Origin of the sequence: Methylobacterium sp. Leaf465 (genome assembly GCF_001424705.1) — a bacterium.
In the GTDB taxonomy this organism is placed as follows: domain Bacteria; phylum Pseudomonadota; class Alphaproteobacteria; order Rhizobiales; family Beijerinckiaceae; genus Methylobacterium.
This window is the reverse complement of the sequence record NZ_LMRA01000023.1, coordinates 41820-59162: the sequence shown is the minus strand read 5'-3', so window position 1 is coordinate 59162 and position 17343 is coordinate 41820. Positions and strand designations below refer to the sequence as shown.

The window sequence follows — 17343 nt, the reverse complement described above, 5'->3', positions numbered from 1 at the left end:
GGGGCGCGACGGCGGTCGTCTCAGAAACTCTCGCGGATCCAGCGTCCGACGCGCGAGAGGTAGCCGTCCGTTCCCGTGCCGGCGAAGGCTCCGTGGCCCCGCGGCTCGAAATGCTCCGCATGCGCCACCTGCGGGTAGACCAGGAGGCCCACCGCCGCGGAGAAGGCGGGTCCCTTGGCGGCCTCCGGCAGGCCGCGGATGCCGAGCGGCCGGCCGATGCGGACCTGGCCCTCCATCACCCGGCGGGCGACCTCCGGCAGACCGACGAGCTGGCTCGCGCCCCCCGTCAGCACCACTCGCCGCCCGGCCTGGGCCGAGAAGCCGGCGGCCCGGAGGCGGTCGCGCACCAGTTCCACCACCTCCTCGACGCGGGGGCGGATGATCCGCACGAGCTGCGAGCGCGGCACGTGGTTGGGGGCATCGCCCTCGTCCTCGCCCACCCCGTGGACCGCGATCATGTCGCGCTCGTCGGAGGCGGTGGCGATGGCCGAGCCGTAGAGGGTCTTGAGGCGCTCGGCCGCGGCGACCCGGGTGGAGAGGCCGCGGGCGATATCCATGGTGACGTGGTGGCCGCCGACCGCCACGGCGTCCACGTGGACGAGGTGGCCGCCGGAGAAGACGCCGACGCTGGTGGTGCCGCCGCCCATGTCGACCACGGCGACGCCCATCTCGGCCTCGTCGTCGACCAGGGCCGAGAGCCCGGCGGCGTAGGGGGTGGCGATCACCGCCTCGACGCCGAGGTGGCAATGCTCGACGGCGAGCATGAGGTTGCGGGCGGCGGCCGCCTCGCCGGTGACCACGTGGAGGTCGACCCCGAGGGCGTCGCCCATCATGCCCGACGGATCGATGACCGTGCCCTGGCCGTCGATGGCGTAGCCGGTGGGCAGAGCGTGGAGCACCGCCCGGCCGGGGCTGACGCCGTGCGCGGAGGCGGTCTCCAGCACGCGCTCCACGTCGGAGCCCGTGACGGTGCCGGTGCGGGTGCCGACGCGCGCCTCGAAGTGCTGCGAGCCGATCCGGCCGCCGGACATGTTGACGATGACCGACTGCACCTCGACCTTCGCCATCCGCTCGGCGGCGTGGACCGCCTGGCGGATCGCGCCCTCGGCGGCCTCGAGGTCGACGATGACGCCGCCCTTGAGACCCTGCGAACGCTGGTGGCCGATGCCGATGACGCGGGCGAAGTGGGTGCGCCCGCGCAGGGTGGTGAGGGCCTCGGCCGGCTGAAGCTCGGCGATGAGGCAGACGACCTTGCTCGTTCCGATGTCGAGCACCGAGAGGGTGGTGCTGCGCCGGGCGGAGAGAGGCTTCAGGCGTGGGGTGAGGCCGTGCGGGTCGTGCATCGGGCTACCGAGCGGAGGAGGTGAAACGGGGACGGGACGCGGGATGCGCCGGACGGATCGTGCGGCTCATGTGCTGGTCCCCTTGGGCTTGGACTTCTTCTGGGATTCGGCGCGGGCCGCGGCCGCCTCCTCGGTGAGCCGCACCACCACCCGGTCGGGCATGCGCAGGTCCACCGCGATGATGTCCTTCTCGAGGATGCGGTTGTCGCGCTCGAGCTTGACCAATCGAGCCAGGGCCTCGGTGGCGCCCGTCTCGGGCAGGCGGATGTCGACACCGTCGAGCTTGAGCGTCCAGCGCCGTCCGGACACGTAGGTGCCGGCCTTGACCCGCTCGGCCAGGGCGCCGGCCGCCTCGATCAGGGCGAGGTAGTCCTTGAGCTTGAGGTTGGCGTCGTCACCGACCACGAGGGGAAGCGCGGCGTAGCGGTCGTCGCGCATCTGGTCGATCACCGTGCCGTCGGCGGCGATCACGGCGATCTCGCCGTTGCGCTGCCAGAGGGCGGCGGGCTCGCGCTCGACCTGGGTGATGACGATCTCGTTCGGATAGACCTTGCGCACGGAGGCACTCGCGATCAGCGGCACCGCCAGCAGGCGCTCGCGGGCCTCCGCCACGTCGAGGAAGACCACCGAGGAGTGGCCGTCGATGCCGGCGGCCTGCAGCACCTCGCGTTCGTAGAGCCGGGCGATGCCCGAGATGGTGACGCGCTCGACGCCGAAGCCGGCGATCCGCGCCGCGATGTCGAGGGGGCGGCCGTGCTCGGCCACGAAGCGATCATAGGCGCCGCTGCCGATGAAGCCGGCGAGGGCGAGGGCGGCGAAGGAGACCGAGAAGGCCGCCGTCCCGAGGTGGCGCGGGACGCGGCGCTCGATCGGGACCGCGAGGCGGGAGCGCCGACCGGGCGGCGTGAAGCGGCGCAGGCGCGCCGCCAGCGCGGACCGGACCGAACGCACGGTGCCGGCGGCCGGACCCGGCAGGCCCGACCCGAGGAGGCCGTGGCCGCCGAGCGGGCCTTCGGCCCCTAGCGGCCCAACGTTGCGTCCTCCACCATCCATTGAACGAGCTCACCGAAACTATAGCCCGCATGGGCTGCCATCTCCGGGACCAAGCTCGTCTTCGTCATGCCGGGTTGCGTGTTGACCTCCAGCACGACGAGGGCACCGGTTCCCCCCGGTGTGTCGTCGTAGCGAAGGTCCGCACGGCTGATGCCCCGGCACCCGAGTGCTTGATGCGCCGTTAACGACAACTCTTGGACACGCTGGTAAAGATTTGGTTTAATTTCTGCCGGGAGGACGTGGATCGACCCCCCCTCGGCGTACTTCGCGTCGAAGTCGTACCACTCCCCCGAAGCGGGCTTGATCTCGATCACCCCGAGGGCCCGGTCGCCCATCACGGCGCAGGTCAGCTCGCGCCCGGCGACGTAGGTTTCCGCAAGGATTTCATCGCCATAGCCCCAATCCGCCCGGCCCACTTCCTGGGGCGGATGGGAGCGTCCGTCGCGCACGATGATGACCCCCATGGAGGAGCCCTCGGCCACCGGCTTGAGCACGTAGGGCGGCGTCAGCACGTGTGACTTTGCGGCCTCATGACGGTTAACGACGCGGCCCTCCGGGACGCTGACGCCGGCCGCCCGCATGACCACTTTGGCACGCTCCTTGTGCATCGCCAGAGCCGAGGCCAGCACGCCGGAATGGGTGTAGGGGATGCGCAGCAGCTCCAGCAGGCCCTGGATCGTGCCGTCCTCGCCCGCGGGCCCGTGCAGCGCATTGAACGCCACGTCGGGCCGCAGGTCGGTGAGCACCGTCGCGATGTCCGGCTGGACGTCGACCCGCGTGACGCGGAAGCCCTGCCCCTCCAGGGCATCGGCGCAGGCATGGCCCGAATTCAGCGAGACCGGCCGCTCGGAGGACCACCCGCCCATGAGGACGGCGACGTGCTTGGACATGGGAACTCCTGGGAATTGCGCGGACATGGGTTGCGTCGTCACGCCGGCCTTCGTGGGCCGATCCGGTCGTTGATCGCATCGAAAACCGCGCCGGCCGCGACCGGCGGCAATGTCCCGATCCGCTTGAGGATGCGAGCCGGTTCGATGCAGGCCAGCTTGATGGGTCTGATGACCGAAGGAGCATCAAGCCCGGCAGCAGCAAGATCGTCGATCGCTTGATCGCCCCCCATGGCGGGGTTGTTCGCGCTGGTGATCATGGCGATCCAGACGAATCCCGCCTCGGCAACGGCCTCCCCCGAGACCACGACGGCCGGGCGACGCTTCTCAGCCAAACGGTTTGAATAGGGAAACGGTACGACCACCACGGTCCCTGCGGGGAACGTGCGTCCGCCTGGGTCCCTAGAGATTGCCATAGGCTTCTTCGTCGGCGGCACTGGCCCATTCCGTGAATGTCACGAAGGGATCTTCACCCTCGGGCCGCGCCTTCTCGATACGAATGCCGTCCCGGGTGATCACGTAGCGAAGGCGATCGCCCGGGCCGATGCCGAGGCGTTCGCGGACTTCGGCCGGGAGTACGGTCTGGCTCTTCACGGAGACCTTCGAATAGGCCGTCAGAACGTCCCGTCCGGTCATCGAATCCTTCCTGTCGCCCAGCTTACGTCTTACCGTCTTACGCCGTCCGTGTCGATAATCCGATGCGCTTGATCTCCCAGTGGAGTTCGACGCCGGAGGTCTCGCGCACGCGCCGGCGTACCTCCTCGCCGAGCCCCTCGATGTCGGCCGCCGTGGCGTTGTCGCGATTGATCAGGAAATTGCAGTGCATCTCCGAGACCTGTGCGCCGCCGACCGTCAGGCCGCGGCAGCCGGCCGCGTCGACGAGTTGCCAAGCCTTGCCCCCGGGCGGGTTCTTGAAGGTGGAGCCGCCGGTGCGCTCGCGGATCGGCTGGGCCGCCTCGCGCGCCGCCGTCACCCGCTCCATCTCGGCCTCGATGGCCGCCCGCTCGCCGGGGCTCCCGCGGAACACCGCATGCGTGAAGATCACGTCGTCCGGGGCGCCGCTGTGCCGGTAGGTGAAGCCCATCTCCGCATGGGTGAAGCGACGCGCCTCGCCCCGGCGGTCGATGCCGTGGGCCTCCACCAGCACGTCGGTGGTCTCGCCCCCGTGGGCACCGGCATTCATGCGCAGGGCGCCGCCGACCGAACCGGGAATGCCGCGGAAGAACGCCAGCCCGTCGAGCCCGGCCTCCGCCGCCGCCTTGGCGAGGCGCATGTCCGGCACGGCGGTGCCGACCCGCAGGGTCTCGCCGTCGATCGCCACCATGCCAAAAGCCCGGCCGCCGAGGCGCACCACGACGCCGGGCACGCCGCCGTCACGGACGATGAGGTTCGAGCCGAGGCCGATCACCGTCACGGGTATTTCCGGCTCGAGGGCCGAGAGCAGAAGGCCGAGGTCCTCCGCGTCGGCCGGGGTGAACAGCACCTGCGCCGGGCCGCCGACCCGGAACCAGGTCAGGTCCGAGAGCGGCTGGTTGGCGATGAGCCGCCCGCGCAGGGCCGGCGCCCGGGCGTGGATGTCGGGCGTGATGTCCGGGAAGGCGGTCATTGGGCAGGTGCTTTTCAGTTGAAACGACTATCGGTTGCAGGACGACGAGCGGGAGCGTGCGCTAGGCCGGACGATCGGTTCCATACGCCCGGCGGCGCGCGCTCTGATCCGGATGCCGCCCAGGACAGAGGCGCTCATCCGCGAGAAGCTGCGCCTCCTCGCTGAGAGACCGGATGCGCTCGCCAACAACATCAAGGCTCTGAGGGGTACGCAGGGATATCACCTTCGGATCGGCGATTGGCGGGTGATCTTCACGATCGCGCCGGTCGGATCATGGTGCCCGACATCGGCCCGCGCGGCTCGATCTACGGCTAGGAAGATCGGCATGACCATCGTGCGCACCAAGACGCCCTCGGGCGAAGCCATCGTGATCCTGCCGGAGGCCGATTTCCAGCGGCTCGTCGCTCTGGCCGAAGATGCGACGGGCGCGCGTACGCTGCAGGCCTCGCAGGCGCGACTGGCGAGCGGCGCGGACGAGATCCCGAGTAAGTCTGACCTCGATGCCGTGCGCCGGGCTCCGCGCCCCCTCCCCTTCTGGCGAAAGCGCCCGGACATGACGATGGCCGCCCTGGCCAGCCTCGGCGGGATCACCGAGTCCCTCCTGTCGGCGATGGAACGGGGTGAGCGCACGGCCGACCTCATTGTTTATCGCACCCTCGCGCGCGCTGGACGTCGACCCGGAGGATCTGCTTCCGGACGGTGCCGACCCGTAGGCCGGTTTCACGCCGTCACGCCGTCCAGGGCCGCGAGTTCGCCCGGCAGGGCGTAGGCCCATTGCGTGATGTTGCCGGCGCCAAGGCAGACGACGTAGTCGCCGGGCTTGGCGCGGCCGGCGACGATGCCGGCGAGGTCCTCGGAGCGCTGCAGCGCGATGGCGTCGCGGTGGCCGCGCGACTTCAGACCCGAGACCAGCCCGTCGCGGTCCATGCCCTCGATCGGCGCCTCGCCCGCCGCGTAGACGGGGGCGACGATGACCGTGTCGGCATCGTTGAAGCAGGTGCAGAAATCGTCGAACAGCGAGGCGAGGCGCGTGTAGCGGTGCGGCTGCACGATGGCGATGACGTTGCCCTCGGTGGAGGCGCGGGCGGCCTTGAGCACCGCCTTGATCTCCACCGGATGGTGTCCGTAATCGTCGAAGATCAGGGCGCCGTTCCACACGCCGGTCCGGGTGAAGCGGCGCTTCACCCCGCCGAAGCCGGCCAGCGCCTTGCGGATCGCCTCCGGCTCGACCCCGAGCTCGTGCGCCACGGCGAGCGCCGCGGTGGCGTTCAGGGCGTTGTGCTTGCCCGGCATCGGCAGGACGAGATCCTCCATCTCGAGACGGAAGCCGGGGCGGCGGTCGCGGATCATCACGCGGAAGCGGCTCTGGCCGCCGCGCAGGTCCACATCGATGAGCCGGACATCGGCCTGCGGGTTCTCGCCGTAGGTGATGATGCGGCGGTCCTCGATGTGCCCGACGAGGTCCTGCACGATCGGGTGGTCGATGCACATCACCGCGAAGCCGTAGAACGGGATGTTGTCGATGAAGCGCCGGAAGGCGTCCTTGACCGCCTCGAACGAGCCGAAATGGTCGAGGTGTTCGGGGTCGATGTTGGTGACGATGGCGACATCGGCCGGGAGCTTCAGGAAGGTCCCGTCGGATTCGTCGGCCTCCACCACCATCCACTCGCCCTCGCCCATGCGGGCGTTGGTGCCGTAGGCGTTGATGATGCCGCCGTTGATCACGGTGGGGTCAAGGTTGCCGGCATCCAGCAGGGTGGCGACGAGGGAGGTCGTCGTCGTCTTGCCGTGGGTGCCCGCGATGGCGACGCAGGACTTGAAGCGCATCAACTCGGCCAGCATCTCGGCCCGGCGCACCACCGGCAGGCGGCGCTCGCGGGCGGCGACGAGCTCGGGATTGTCGCGGCGGATCGCGGTGGAGACCACCACCAGGGCGGCCTCCTCGACGTTGCCGGCCTCGTGGCCGATGAAGGTGCGCATGCCCTTCTCGGAGAGGCGCCGGACATTGGCGTTGTCGTTGGCGTCCGACCCCTGCACGGTGTAGCCGAGGTTGTGCATCACCTCGGCGATGCCGGACATGCCGATGCCGCCGATGCCGATGAAGTGGATGGGGCCGAGCTTGTCGGGCAGCTTCATGGGAAGGACCAGTCTCAGGGGCGTCGGGGGTCCGGACGAACCGGCCCGAAGGGGATCAATCGGCGGACGCCGTCAGGTGCGGGCCGCCGTCGCGAGGACGATGTCGGCGAGCCGCTCGGCCGCGTCGTGAATTCCAGCGCTTTTGGCGGCTGAGGCCGCCGCGGTCAATTTTCCGGGATTGGTGAAGAGGTCGACCAGCTCCGCCGTGAGCCGGTCCGGCGTGAAGGCGGATTGCGGAATCGCCTGCGCGGCGCCGATGGCGGCCAGCGTCGCGGCGTTGGCCGCCTGATCCTGGTCGAGGGCGCCGGGGAGCGGCACCAGGATGGCGGGCCGTCCGATGGCGGCGAGTTCCGAGACCGTGGACGCGCCGGACCGGCCGATGACGAGGTGCGCCGCCGCCATGCGGGCCGGCAGGTCCTTGAAGAAGGGCGCGGCCTCGAAGCCCGCGAGCCCGAGGCCGAGATAGAGATTCTGGACCTGCGTCAGGTCCTCGGCCCGCACCTGCTGCACGAGGTGGAGCCGGGCGCGCAGATCGGCGGGCAGGTTGGCGATGGCGGCCGGAACGACTTCGCCCATCACCCGGGCGCCCTGGCTGCCGCCGAAGACGAGGAGGTGCAGGGGATCGCCGGCACCGGCCGGCGGATAGGCGACCTTCGCGGCCGCGAGCACCGCCGGGCGCAGCGGGTTGCCGGTGTGGGTCCGGGGTGCCAGCGCCTTGACCGGCACGCCCCGGACCTCGCGGAAGCCCGTGGCGATGGCGCGGGCGCCCCGCGCCAGGAAGGCGTTGGCCCGACCCATCACGGCGTTCTGCTCGTGCAGGATGCTGGGGACGCGCAGGATCTGCCCCGCCAGCATCGGCGGCACCGTGGGATAGCCGCCGAAACCCACGATGGCGGCCGGATCGATGCGCCGGATCTCCCGCGCGGCGACACCGAAGCCCCGGCCGAGGGTGAGGAGCGCGCCGGCGCGCCTGATCGGGGAGCGTCCCGAGGGCGTCGCGGACGCGATGGTGACGATCTCGGAGGCCGGGAAGCCGGTGGCGATGGAGTCCACCCGGGCATCGGTGGCGAGCACGACCCGCACGCCTCGGGCGCGCAGGGCGTAGGCCAGGCTCTCGGCGGGAAACAGGTGCCCGCCCGTGCCCCCGGCACAGAGCAGGATCGTGGCGGTGGCAACGGTCAACGCATCACTCCGGCGATCGTCGCCGGGGCGGTGCCCGGCGGCTTCTGGCTCAGGGTGGTGGTCCGGGGGCGCTTGCGGGTCAAGGCCACGAGGAAGCCCATGCCGAGGGCGAGCGAGATCAGCGACGAGCCGCCGTAGGAGACGAAGGGCAGCGTCATGCCCTTGGCGGGCATCAGGCGGACGTTCACCGCCATGTTGATGCAGGCCTGGAGACCGAACAGGGTGGTGAGGCCCGTGATCGCCAGCCGCGAAAAGGTGTCGTCGGTGCGCCGGGCCAGCTTCAGGCCGCGCATGACGATGTAGGCGAACAGGAGGACGAGGCCGAGGCACACAACGGTGCCGAACTCCTCGCCCGTCACCGAGAAGATGAAGTCGGTGTGGGCGTCGGGCAGGTGGCGCTTGGCGACGCCCTCCCCCGGACCGGTGCCGAACCAGCCACCCGAATTGAACGATTGCCGGGCCCAGAAGCCCTGGAAGTTGTCACCGGAATCGCTGTCGAGGAAGCGATCGATGCGCTCGCGCACGTGGTGCAGGAAGCGGTAGGCGGCGGCCACGCCGATGAGGCCGCCGGCGCCGAGGCCCGCCACCCAGAACCAGTGCAGGCCGGCCACGAAGAACAGCGCGCACCACACGATGGTGATGAGCATGGTCTGGCCGAAATCGGGCTGCAGCACGAGGGGCACGATGGTGACCGGCAGGAGCAGGATCGCCAGCAGGCCGCCCGGCATGTCGCGGCGCTGCGCGCCCTCCGAGAAGGCCCAGGCCGCCACCACCACGAAGGCGGGCTTGACGAATTCCGAGGGCTGGATGCCGATGGCGCCGAACTGGATCCAGCGGTGCGCGCCCTTGATCTCCGGCCCGAACTTGCTCGCCAGGATGCAGAGCGCGACGCCCATCATCCAGGTGAAGAGCGCGACGCGGCGGATGTGGCGCAGGGACAGGAACGAGACGCCGACGATGATGAGGATCGTGGGCGCGAGGTAGAGCGCCTGCCGGTTGAGGAAGTGGAAGGTCGGCAGGCCGATCTTCTCGGCCACGGGCGGCCCGCCGCCCATGAGGAAGACCAGGCCCGCCACCATGAGCGCGCCGAGGCCGGCCAGCAGGCCGCGGTCGACGGTCCACCACCAGTCCGTCAGGGGCGTGCGTTCGGCGCGGGACATCATGGGATCAGCGCTCTCCGGGGCCTCACGGCGCCCGGGCAGGGCAGCCGATCGCGGCCGGCGGCGGCAGGCCGGCACGGGACCGATCCTGTGCCGGAATGGTAAACCAAGTGTTGCGATGCGCCGTCGAAGCCTCGCGTGTCCCGAGGGTCACGTCGTTAGGATACCCGGCCGTTCGAGATGATCTGACGACGGCTCCAGCGCATTCAAAAAACCCTCTTCCGCAATGTCCTTCTTGCCAAGCCAGGAACACCCACCGAACCCGAGATCTCGCAGAAGGCAGCGTTTGGGAATCCTTCCGTTCCATGACCCTATCTCCAAATCAGAACATCTGAACTTATCCTGCGGTGAATAATAATCTTTCTAAACTCATCCTTCTCGGATTTGTAACGCGACAACGCTATTATCGATCTTTCAACAATAAGACCTAATTTAAGCAGATAAATTGCGAATGTTAAATGTTATTTAACCGTCAAATGAGATTCGTGAAGAAACAAATATGATCTTCCATTTGCAGAGGCGGGATGCGTGATGAGGACGTTCAATAATCTAAGCCTCCTGGTAAAGATCATCATTCCGTTCGCCATGACGGCACTGGTCGCCGTAGGTCTTGTGATCTACGCCCGTCATGCGCTGTCCCGGATTGCGGACCAGACACGGGAGATCGTCCAGGTGCAGATGGCGCGGCAGAGCTACGCACTCGGCCTGCAGATCACCTTGACGGAAGCCGCACTCCAGAATCGCAACATCCTGATCGATCCGACCGGTCCGAGAAGCCACGACTTCAAGTCCCGGCAGGCCATCGCCATCAAGGCGACCTACGCGGCACAGGCCAGCCTTGCCGCCCTGGCGGATACGTCCGATCGCGTCGCGGCGAACGCCGAGCTTCGACGGGGGTTGGAGGTCTACTTCGCCGTTCTGAACCGCTCCTCCGAGGCCGCCCTGAACAACGATCCCGCGACCGGAAACAGGATCGCCCAGACAGAAGCGACACCGTTGCGGGCCAAGCTGCGCGAGGAGGCGAATCAGCGGATCGCCCTCATCGACGCGGAGTTGAAGGCAAGCGCCGTCAACGCCGACGAGATCGTCAGAAGCACCACGACCACGCTGGTGGCGTCGGCCGTCGTCGGGCTGCTGGCCGCCCTGGGCAGCGCCGGCCTGATCGTGATCTTCGCGATCACCCGTCCGGCCACCATCATGGGCGCCGCGATGGGCCGTCTCGCGAGCGGCGACCTGACCGTCACCGTCGAGGGCATGGCGCGCAAGGATGAGATCGGCCTGCTGGCGCGCTCCCTGGAAGTCTTCAAGCGCAACGCGATCGACGCGCGTCAGCTGGCGGCCGAGCAGGACGCCGAGAACCAGGCGAAGATCCGCCGGGCCGAAGTGCTCGACGGGCTGACGAAGCGTTTCGAGGCCAACGTCTCGCACCTCACGCAGGGTCTGGCGGGGGCGGCCACCGAGATGGAGGCCACCGCCCAGTCGATGGCCTCCACGGCGGATCAGTCGATCCGGCAGGCGACGACGGTGGCGAGCGCGGCGGAAGAGACCTCGGCCAACGTCCACACGGTCGCGGCCGCCAGCGAGGAGATGTCCGCCTCGATCCAGGAGATCGTGACCCAGGTCAGCCAATCCTCCGGCATGGCCAACCAGGCCGTGGAGGACACGCAGCGCACCGAGGCGACCGTGAAGCGGCTGACCGAGGTTGCGTCCAGCATCACCGACGTTGTCGCCATGATCACGAACATCGCGGGCCAGACCAACCTGCTGGCGCTCAACGCCACCATCGAGGCGGCCCGGGCCGGCGAGGCCGGCCGGGGCTTCGCCGTCGTCGCCTCCGAGGTGAAGGAACTGGCCGGGCAGACCGCGCGCGCCACCGAGGAGATCCGCACCAAGATCGGCGAGATCCAGGGTGCCACCGGCGAGGTCGTGTCCGACATCACGCGGATCGGCCGGACCATCGCCGACATGTCGACCTACGCGAACGGCATCGCCGCCGCGATGGAGCAGCAGGGCGCCGCCACCCGGGAGATCGCCCGGAACGTCCAGGAGGCCGCGCAGGGCACCCAGGAGGTGACGACCAACATCGAGCATGTCCGCGCCGGCGCCGGATCGACGGGCGCCGCCGCCAGCCAGGTCCTAAGTGCCGCTCGGGAGCTGTCGCGCTACTCCGAAAACCTCGGCCAGGAGGTGTCGCAGTTCCTGGCCGGCGTGAAGGCCGCATGACGGCCCGGGGGACGAGCGCTGTCCCGCGACGATCGCTCGTCACCCGGCCTTGCAATCCTCGAAGCCGGCGCGGATCGCCTCTGGATCGAGCTTGCGGCCGATGAAGACCACGCGGGAGACGCGCGGCTCGTCGTCCTTCCACGGCCCCTGAAGGTCGCCGTCGAGGATCTGGTGGACGCCCTGGAAGACGAAGCGCTGCGGCTCGTCCGGGAAGGCGACGATGCCCTTGCAGCGCAGGATGTCGGGGCCCTGGACCTGGGTCAGGGTCGAGATCCAGGGCATGAACTTCTCGGGGTCGACCGGTCCGTCGATCTTCGCCGAGACCGACTGCATGTCGTCGTCGTGGTGATGATGATGGCCCTCCTCGAGGAAGTCGGGCTCGATGTCGAGGATGCGGCCGAGATCGAAGGCGTTGCGCTCCAGCACCGCCTCCAGCGGCACCGCGCAGCGCTCGGTGCGGTGGACCTTGGCGTAGGGGTTGATCGCGCGGATCTGGGCCTCGACCCGGGCGAGGTCCGCCTCCGCCACAAGATCGGCCTTGTTGAGCAGGATCACGTCGGCGAAGGCGATCTGGTTCTTGGCTTCCGGCGCGTCCTTGAGGCGGTCCGAGAGCCACTTGGCATCGGCCACCGTCACCACCGCGTCGAGGCGGGCGGCCGCGCCGACATCCTCGTCGATGAAGAAGGTCTGGGCCACGGGGGCGGGATCGGCGAGGCCGGTGGTCTCGACGATGATCGCGTCAAACTTGCCGCGCCGCTTCACCAGGCCGTCCATGATGCGGATGAGGTCACCGCGCACCGTGCAGCAGACGCAGCCGTTGTTCATCTCGAACACCTCCTCGTCGGCGCCGATGATGAGGTCGTTGTCGATGCCGATCTCCCCGAATTCGTTGACGATCACGGCGTAGCGCTTGCCGTGGTTCTCGGTGAGGATGCGGTTGAGGAGCGTGGTCTTGCCCGCGCCCAGGTAACCGGTGAGCACGGTGACGGGAATCTTCGCGGAGGCGGTGTTCGGGCTGTCGGACATGGAGACTCTTCGTCGATGGCGCGGGAGGCGTCGCTGCACCCTGTTATATTGTATCAGTCCGGCGGGATGAAACCCCGATCGGATGAAACCCCGCCGGCCCGCAGCCCGTCGCAGAGCGCCGTGAGTGTGCCGCGGAATCCCGCCGGCCCCGCCAGCAGGCGCTCCATGAGCAGAGCGCCTTCGAGGGCGGCGATCACCATGCGGGCGGTTGCCCCGGGCGCGACGGAGCCCCGGACGCTCCCGGCCGCGATCCCCTCGGCGAGCACACCCTCCAACCAGGCGATGTGCTTGTCGAAGAAGCGGGCGATGTCGACGCGCAGGGAATCCGGCAAAGCCTCACCCTCGATCGCCAGGGCGGCGCAGAGGCAGCCCAGCCCGGCCTCGACGCCCCCGAGATAGAGCGTCCCGTAGGCGGCGATCCGACGGATCGCGTCCGGCTCATCGGTTCGAATCTCGGCCAGGGCGGCGTCGTAGCGCGCGTCGTAGGCGGCCACCAGGGCATGGGCGAGGTCGGACTTGGTGGCGAAGTGATGATGGATGCTCGCCTTGCGGATCCCGACCGTCTCGGCGAGGTCGGCATAGCTGAAGCCGGCATAGCCCCGGCGCCGCACCAGGGTCTCGGCCTGCAGCAGCAGCGCGGCGCGGGTGTCCCTCATCGTCCCGTGGTCTCCTTGACGGACGACGGCCCTCGTCCCTCGGCGCCCGCGCGCGAGTCCGTGATCGCCCGGCCGCCGGCCTTCCGGCTTATGCCGTTGACGCGGGAAAAAATCTACCTACTAATTGGTAGAACAAGAAGACGGAGGAAGTTCATGCGGGCGGACGCCGGCCGATCACGCTGGAGCACCACGCGCCGCAGCGCCCTGTTCGGCGGCCTGTGCCTGTGCTGCCTGCCGACCCTCGGACGGTCGGCCGAGGGCTTCGACCTGCAGGAGGTCGGCCCCGGCATCTTCATCCGGCGCGGCCCCGACGCCGAGGCGACCCCCGAGAACGACGACGCCATCGCCAATATCGGCTTCATCGTCGGCGACCGGTCCGTGCTCGTCACCGAATCCGGCGGCAGCCTCGCCGATGGCGCCTGGCTGCGCGCGGAGATCCGCAAGCGCACGGACAAGCCAATCAGCCACGTGGTGCTGACCCACGTCCACCCGGACCATTGCTTCGGGGCGGCGGCCTTCGCCGAAGACAAGCCGGTCTACGTGGGCCACCATGCCCTGCGCGCCGCCCTGGATGCCCGGGGCGAATACTATCGCGGGCGCCTCGTCGAGATTCTGGGCGCGGACCGGGCCGGCAGCGTGGTCTATCCCACCCTGGAGGTGACGGACGGCGCCGAGGTGGATCTCGGCGGCCGCGCCGTGCGCTTCGCCGCGCACGGCGCGGCGCACACGAACTGCGACCTCTCGATGCGCGATTCGGCGAGCGGCATCCTGTTTCCCGCCGACCTCCTGTTCGTCACCCGCATCCCCTCCCTCGACGGCAGCCTCGTGGGCTGGCTCAAGGAGGCGGACCGCCTGCGCGCGATGAGGGCGACCAAGGCCGTTCCGGGGCACGGACCGCGGCTGGTCGATGTCGCGCCCGCCCTCGACGACCTCACCCGCTATCTCACGATCCTCCGGGACGAGACGCGGAAGGCCATCGTGGCGGACGTGCCGATCGAGAAGGCGGTGCGGACCGTCGCCCAGTCCGAGCGCGACCGGTGGGTCCTGTTCGACACCTATAACGGCCGCAACGTCACCCAGGCCTTCAAGGAGCTGGAATGGGAATGAGAGCGTGGCAGGAGACCATCACTCGAGATCATGACCCGAGACCTCAATTTGCGAGCGTGGCTTGAGGCCGATCCCGCCCGGTGCCACGTGATGTTAGAGATGTCGCAAGAAAAACGATCATCCAGCAGGAGAAACGCCATGACCCGCTCCATTGCTAAACCTGTTCTCGTCCGCTCCGTCCTGGCAGCCCTGTCGCTCGCCCTGCCGCTGGTCGGCGCTGGCACCGCGCTGCGGACCAGCCCGAGCCTTGCCGCCGGGGCTTCGGACGACGAGTCGGAACGCCTCGCCCGCTGGAAGGAGATCCGGACGTCGATCTTCGGTGACAAGACGATCGCACCGACCGACAGCCTCGTGAAGATCGACGCGCCGGTGCGGGCGCTCGATGCCTCGCTGGTCCCGATCACCCTGACCATGCCGGAGAAGGACAAGATCGCGGGCATCCACCTCGTCATCGACGACAACCCGTCGCCCTACGCCGCCCACATCGCCTTCGGCCCGGGGGCGGATGCCGGCGAGATTAAGCTCCGGGTGCGGGTGAACAACTACACCAACATCCACGCCGTGGTGGAGACCAAGGACGGCCGGCTCTTCGAGACCACGAAGTTCGTGAAGGCTTCCGGCGGCTGCTCGGCGCCCATGGGGATGAGCGACGAGGAGGCGATGAAGGGGATGGGCGACATGAAGCTGAAATTCGCGGAGGCCCAGCCCGGGCGCCCCGTGGAGGCGACGCTGATGATCCGTCACCCGAACTTCAGCGGCATGCAGATGAACCAGATCACCCGCGACTACACGCCGGCCCGTTACATCAACAAAGTCGCGATCACCCGCGGCGATCAGGCCGTCCTGACCCTCGACGGCGACATCTCGATCGCGTCGAACCCGGTGATCAACTTCGGCCTGCAGCCGGAGGGCCAGGGGCCGATCAAGGTCGTGGCCACCGACAACCAGAACGGCCGCTGGGAGCACAGCTTCACGGCGCCGAGCGCCACGAACTGAGCGGGTCCGCACCATGATGCGGCGGCTCGTCCGGCTCGCGGTCGCGGGAACCGCCATGCTCGTCCTGGCGGCGGCCGGCCCAGCGGATTCCCCTCTGAACGTGCCGGAACCGGACGGGATCTGGACAGGGCCGCAACGGGGCTACACCCCAGCCACTCTGTCGGGCGCCACGGTCATCGACATCGACGCCCTTGATGCCCTGATCGCCCGCGACAAGCCGATCCTTCTCGACGTGTCCCTGGCCGACCGGCGCCCGGCGGGCTTTCCGGACGACCGGCCCTGGCTGCCCGCCCACCGCTCGATCCCCGGCGCGGTCTGGATGGCCAATGCCGGTGCCGCGCCCCTCGATCCGGCTCGCGAGACGCTCTTCCTCCAGCGCGTCGGGGAGTTGACCGGGGGCGACAGGGGCCGGGCCATCGTCGCCTTCTGCCATCCCGAATGCTGGGGCAGCTGGAATGCGGCCAAGCGGCTGGTGCTGCAGGGCTATACCCGCGTGCACTGGTTCCCCGAGGGCATCGAGGGCTGGCAGGAGCGCCACCCCACCACGGTGATCCCCGAGGATTCCGCGTGGAGTGCCCGAGCCGGAGGCGCAGCGCAGCGCTAGGTCAGGAACCCGGCCAAGGGCCTCTTGGTCCGCAAGCCCAGCCGCGCCCGAAAACCTGCCGGAGCGGACGATCAGTCGAACCGGGACATCGCAATACGAACCCCTTGATCGGGCACGATGTTTTCCCATGTTGCGACGACGCTGAAATGATCTGCAGATATCTGCAGACACACCGACGCTTGCGCAGTTGACAGCGGTTCCGTTGTGGCAGAATAAAGGCACCCGCAGGCGCCCGCAAGTCTAGGGAGGCAACGCCCGGAGAGAGCACGGAGCAGCGACGCCATCGCTGCTACCGACGCCCCCGGGCAGGACTTACGACGCTCAGATCCTCGCTGAGATGACCTGTCGCCAGCGGGGGCGATATTTGGTATGCCACCGACAAAATAAGATTTTTACGGAGCGAAGATTCGGCGACAATGCCGGGGGACCGTTACTTCGGCCCGCGCGCGTGCGAGCGAGGCCGTGTATAGAGACGCCACCAGCAGACGGTCCGCCGGCATTCCGGCGATCCGCACCAGCCGGGTGGAGTCCCATGTCGCAAGCCGTTCAGTCCCGCCGCATCCGCGCGATCGACCTGGCGAAGCGCAAGGCCGAGGGGCGCAAGATCATCGCGCTGACCGCCTACCACGCCCATACCGCCGGCATCCTCGACCCGTATTGCGACTTCATCCTCGTGGGCGACTCCCTCGGCATGCTGATGCACGGCATGGAATCGACCCTGCCGGTGACCCTGGAGATGATGATCGTCCAGGCGCAGGCCGTAATCCGAGGGACCTCGCGGGCCCTGGTGGTCGTGGACATGCCCTTCGGCTCCTACGAGGCGAGCCCCCAACAGGCCTTCCTCAATGCTGCCCGCGTGCTCAAGGAGACGGGCGCCGGGGCGATCAAGATGGAGGGCGGCGCGCGCTTTGCCGAGACGGTGGCCTTCCTGGTGGAGCGCGGCGTGCCGGTGATGGGCCATATCGGCCTGACCCCCCAGTCGGTGAACACCATGGGCGGCTTCAAGGTGCAGGGCCGCGAGGCCGACGGCGAGCGCCGCCTGATGGCCGATGCCCGCGCCATCAATGACGCCGGCGCCTTCGCCATCGTGATGGAGGGCATCGTCGAGCCGGTGGCCCGGGCCATCGCCACCTCCCCCGACATCACCACGCCCACCATCGGCATCGGCGCCACCATGGCCTGCGACGGTCAGATCCTCGTCCTTGAGGACATGCTCGGCCTGAGCGACCGGGTGCCGAAATTCGTGAAGCGCTTCGGCACCCTGCGGGGCCAGATCGAGGCCGCCGTGAAGGACTATGCCGAGGAGGTCCGCTCCGGCACCTTCCCGGCCGAGGAGCACACCTACCAGCCGCTGTGACCGGTCT

The 17343-nt window shown here is 68.9% G+C and carries 17 protein-coding genes; 6 read left to right on the top strand and 11 right to left on the bottom strand.

The window, feature by feature from the left end:
- Positions 1 to 20: 20 nt before the first annotated feature.
- From ftsA to murB, 6 genes are all read right to left on the bottom strand, one after another.
- Positions 21 to 1343, bottom strand: a complete 1323-nt coding sequence (ftsA, locus tag ASG51_RS12485) for a cell division protein FtsA (RefSeq protein WP_056215981.1) — start codon at positions 1341 to 1343, stop codon at positions 21 to 23.
- Between the two features lie 66 nt (positions 1344 to 1409).
- Complete coding sequence (locus tag ASG51_RS12480; RefSeq protein ID WP_056381152.1) at positions 1410 to 2396, bottom strand: cell division protein FtsQ/DivIB; 987 nt, start codon at positions 2394 to 2396, stop codon at positions 1410 to 1412.
- Positions 2363 to 3286, bottom strand: a complete 924-nt coding sequence (locus ASG51_RS12475) for a D-alanine--D-alanine ligase (protein ID WP_056215985.1) — start codon at positions 3284 to 3286, stop codon at positions 2363 to 2365. The genes ASG51_RS12480 and ASG51_RS12475 overlap by 34 nt, the downstream gene beginning before the upstream one ends.
- Positions 3287 to 3324: 38 nt before the next feature.
- Entirely contained in the window at positions 3325 to 3648 is a 324-nt protein-coding gene (locus ASG51_RS12470; protein WP_244479540.1) for a type II toxin-antitoxin system PemK/MazF family toxin, read from the bottom strand.
- 37 nt (positions 3649 to 3685) lie between these two features.
- Complete coding sequence (locus ASG51_RS12465; protein WP_056277103.1) at positions 3686 to 3919, bottom strand: AbrB/MazE/SpoVT family DNA-binding domain-containing protein; 234 nt, start codon at positions 3917 to 3919, stop codon at positions 3686 to 3688.
- 37 nt (positions 3920 to 3956) lie between these two features.
- Positions 3957 to 4889: a UDP-N-acetylmuramate dehydrogenase gene (gene murB / locus ASG51_RS12460; RefSeq protein WP_056381150.1), complete on the bottom strand. Its 933-nt coding sequence runs from the start codon at positions 4887 to 4889 to the stop codon at positions 3957 to 3959.
- A 112-nt stretch (positions 4890 to 5001) separates the two neighbouring features.
- Between murB and ASG51_RS25070 the strand changes: the two genes are divergently transcribed.
- Positions 5002 to 5658: a hypothetical protein gene (locus tag ASG51_RS25070; protein WP_244480144.1), complete on the top strand. Its 657-nt coding sequence runs from the start codon at positions 5002 to 5004 to the stop codon at positions 5656 to 5658.
- On the opposite strand, the gene murC is transcribed toward ASG51_RS25070, so the two are convergent.
- The 3 genes from murC to ASG51_RS12440 all read right to left on the bottom strand — a co-directional run bounded on the left by murC (position 5610) and on the right by ASG51_RS12440 (position 9370).
- Complete coding sequence (gene murC / locus ASG51_RS12450) at positions 5610 to 7025, bottom strand: UDP-N-acetylmuramate--L-alanine ligase (protein WP_056215994.1); 1416 nt, start codon at positions 7023 to 7025, stop codon at positions 5610 to 5612. The two genes, ASG51_RS25070 and murC, sit on opposite strands and share 49 nt — an antisense overlap.
- A 72-nt stretch (positions 7026 to 7097) precedes the next feature.
- Positions 7098 to 8207, bottom strand: a complete 1110-nt coding sequence (gene murG, locus ASG51_RS12445) for an undecaprenyldiphospho-muramoylpentapeptide beta-N-acetylglucosaminyltransferase (protein WP_056381148.1) — start codon at positions 8205 to 8207, stop codon at positions 7098 to 7100.
- Positions 8204 to 9370, bottom strand: a complete 1167-nt coding sequence (locus ASG51_RS12440) for a putative peptidoglycan glycosyltransferase FtsW (protein WP_056215997.1) — start codon at positions 9368 to 9370, stop codon at positions 8204 to 8206. The genes murG and ASG51_RS12440 overlap by 4 nt, the downstream gene beginning before the upstream one ends.
- A 528-nt stretch (positions 9371 to 9898) precedes the next feature.
- Between ASG51_RS12440 and ASG51_RS12435 the strand changes: the two genes are divergently transcribed.
- Positions 9899 to 11590, top strand: coding sequence for a HAMP domain-containing methyl-accepting chemotaxis protein (locus tag ASG51_RS12435; protein WP_056381147.1), 1692 nt, complete (start codon positions 9899 to 9901; stop codon positions 11588 to 11590).
- Between the two features lie 39 nt (positions 11591 to 11629).
- Here the strand turns inward: ASG51_RS12435 and ASG51_RS12430 are convergent, their stop codons facing one another.
- Together ASG51_RS12430 and ASG51_RS12425 are read right to left on the bottom strand one after the other, a co-directional pair.
- Positions 11630 to 12616 carry a GTP-binding protein gene (locus tag ASG51_RS12430; protein WP_056216000.1) on the bottom strand — a complete coding sequence of 329 codons (987 nt, stop codon included), beginning with the start codon at positions 12614 to 12616 and terminating at the stop codon, positions 11630 to 11632.
- A gap of 53 nt (positions 12617 to 12669) precedes the next feature.
- Positions 12670 to 13272 (bottom strand): TetR/AcrR family transcriptional regulator, encoded by a 603-nt coding sequence (locus ASG51_RS12425; RefSeq protein WP_056277119.1) that lies wholly within the window; start codon positions 13270 to 13272, stop codon positions 12670 to 12672.
- Positions 13273 to 13425: 153 nt separating this feature from the next.
- Between ASG51_RS12425 and ASG51_RS12420 the strand changes: the two genes are divergently transcribed.
- The 4 genes from ASG51_RS12420 (at position 13426) to panB (ending at position 17336) form a co-directional block, all read left to right on the top strand.
- The gene (locus ASG51_RS12420) at positions 13426 to 14379 is read left to right on the top strand and encodes a quinoprotein relay system zinc metallohydrolase 2 (RefSeq protein WP_056381144.1); all 954 of its coding nucleotides are present in this window, start codon (positions 13426 to 13428) and stop codon (positions 14377 to 14379) included.
- Between the two features lie 138 nt (positions 14380 to 14517).
- Entirely contained in the window at positions 14518 to 15375 is an 858-nt protein-coding gene (locus ASG51_RS12415; RefSeq protein WP_056216007.1) for a quinoprotein dehydrogenase-associated SoxYZ-like carrier, read from the top strand.
- Between the two features lie 16 nt (positions 15376 to 15391).
- Positions 15392 to 15979, top strand: coding sequence for a rhodanese-like domain-containing protein (locus ASG51_RS12410; RefSeq protein WP_056381570.1), 588 nt, complete (start codon positions 15392 to 15394; stop codon positions 15977 to 15979).
- A 532-nt stretch (positions 15980 to 16511) separates the two neighbouring features.
- Positions 16512 to 17336, top strand: a complete 825-nt coding sequence (panB, locus tag ASG51_RS12405) for a 3-methyl-2-oxobutanoate hydroxymethyltransferase (RefSeq protein ID WP_056277125.1) — start codon at positions 16512 to 16514, stop codon at positions 17334 to 17336.
- Positions 17337 to 17343: the final 7 nt, after the last annotated feature.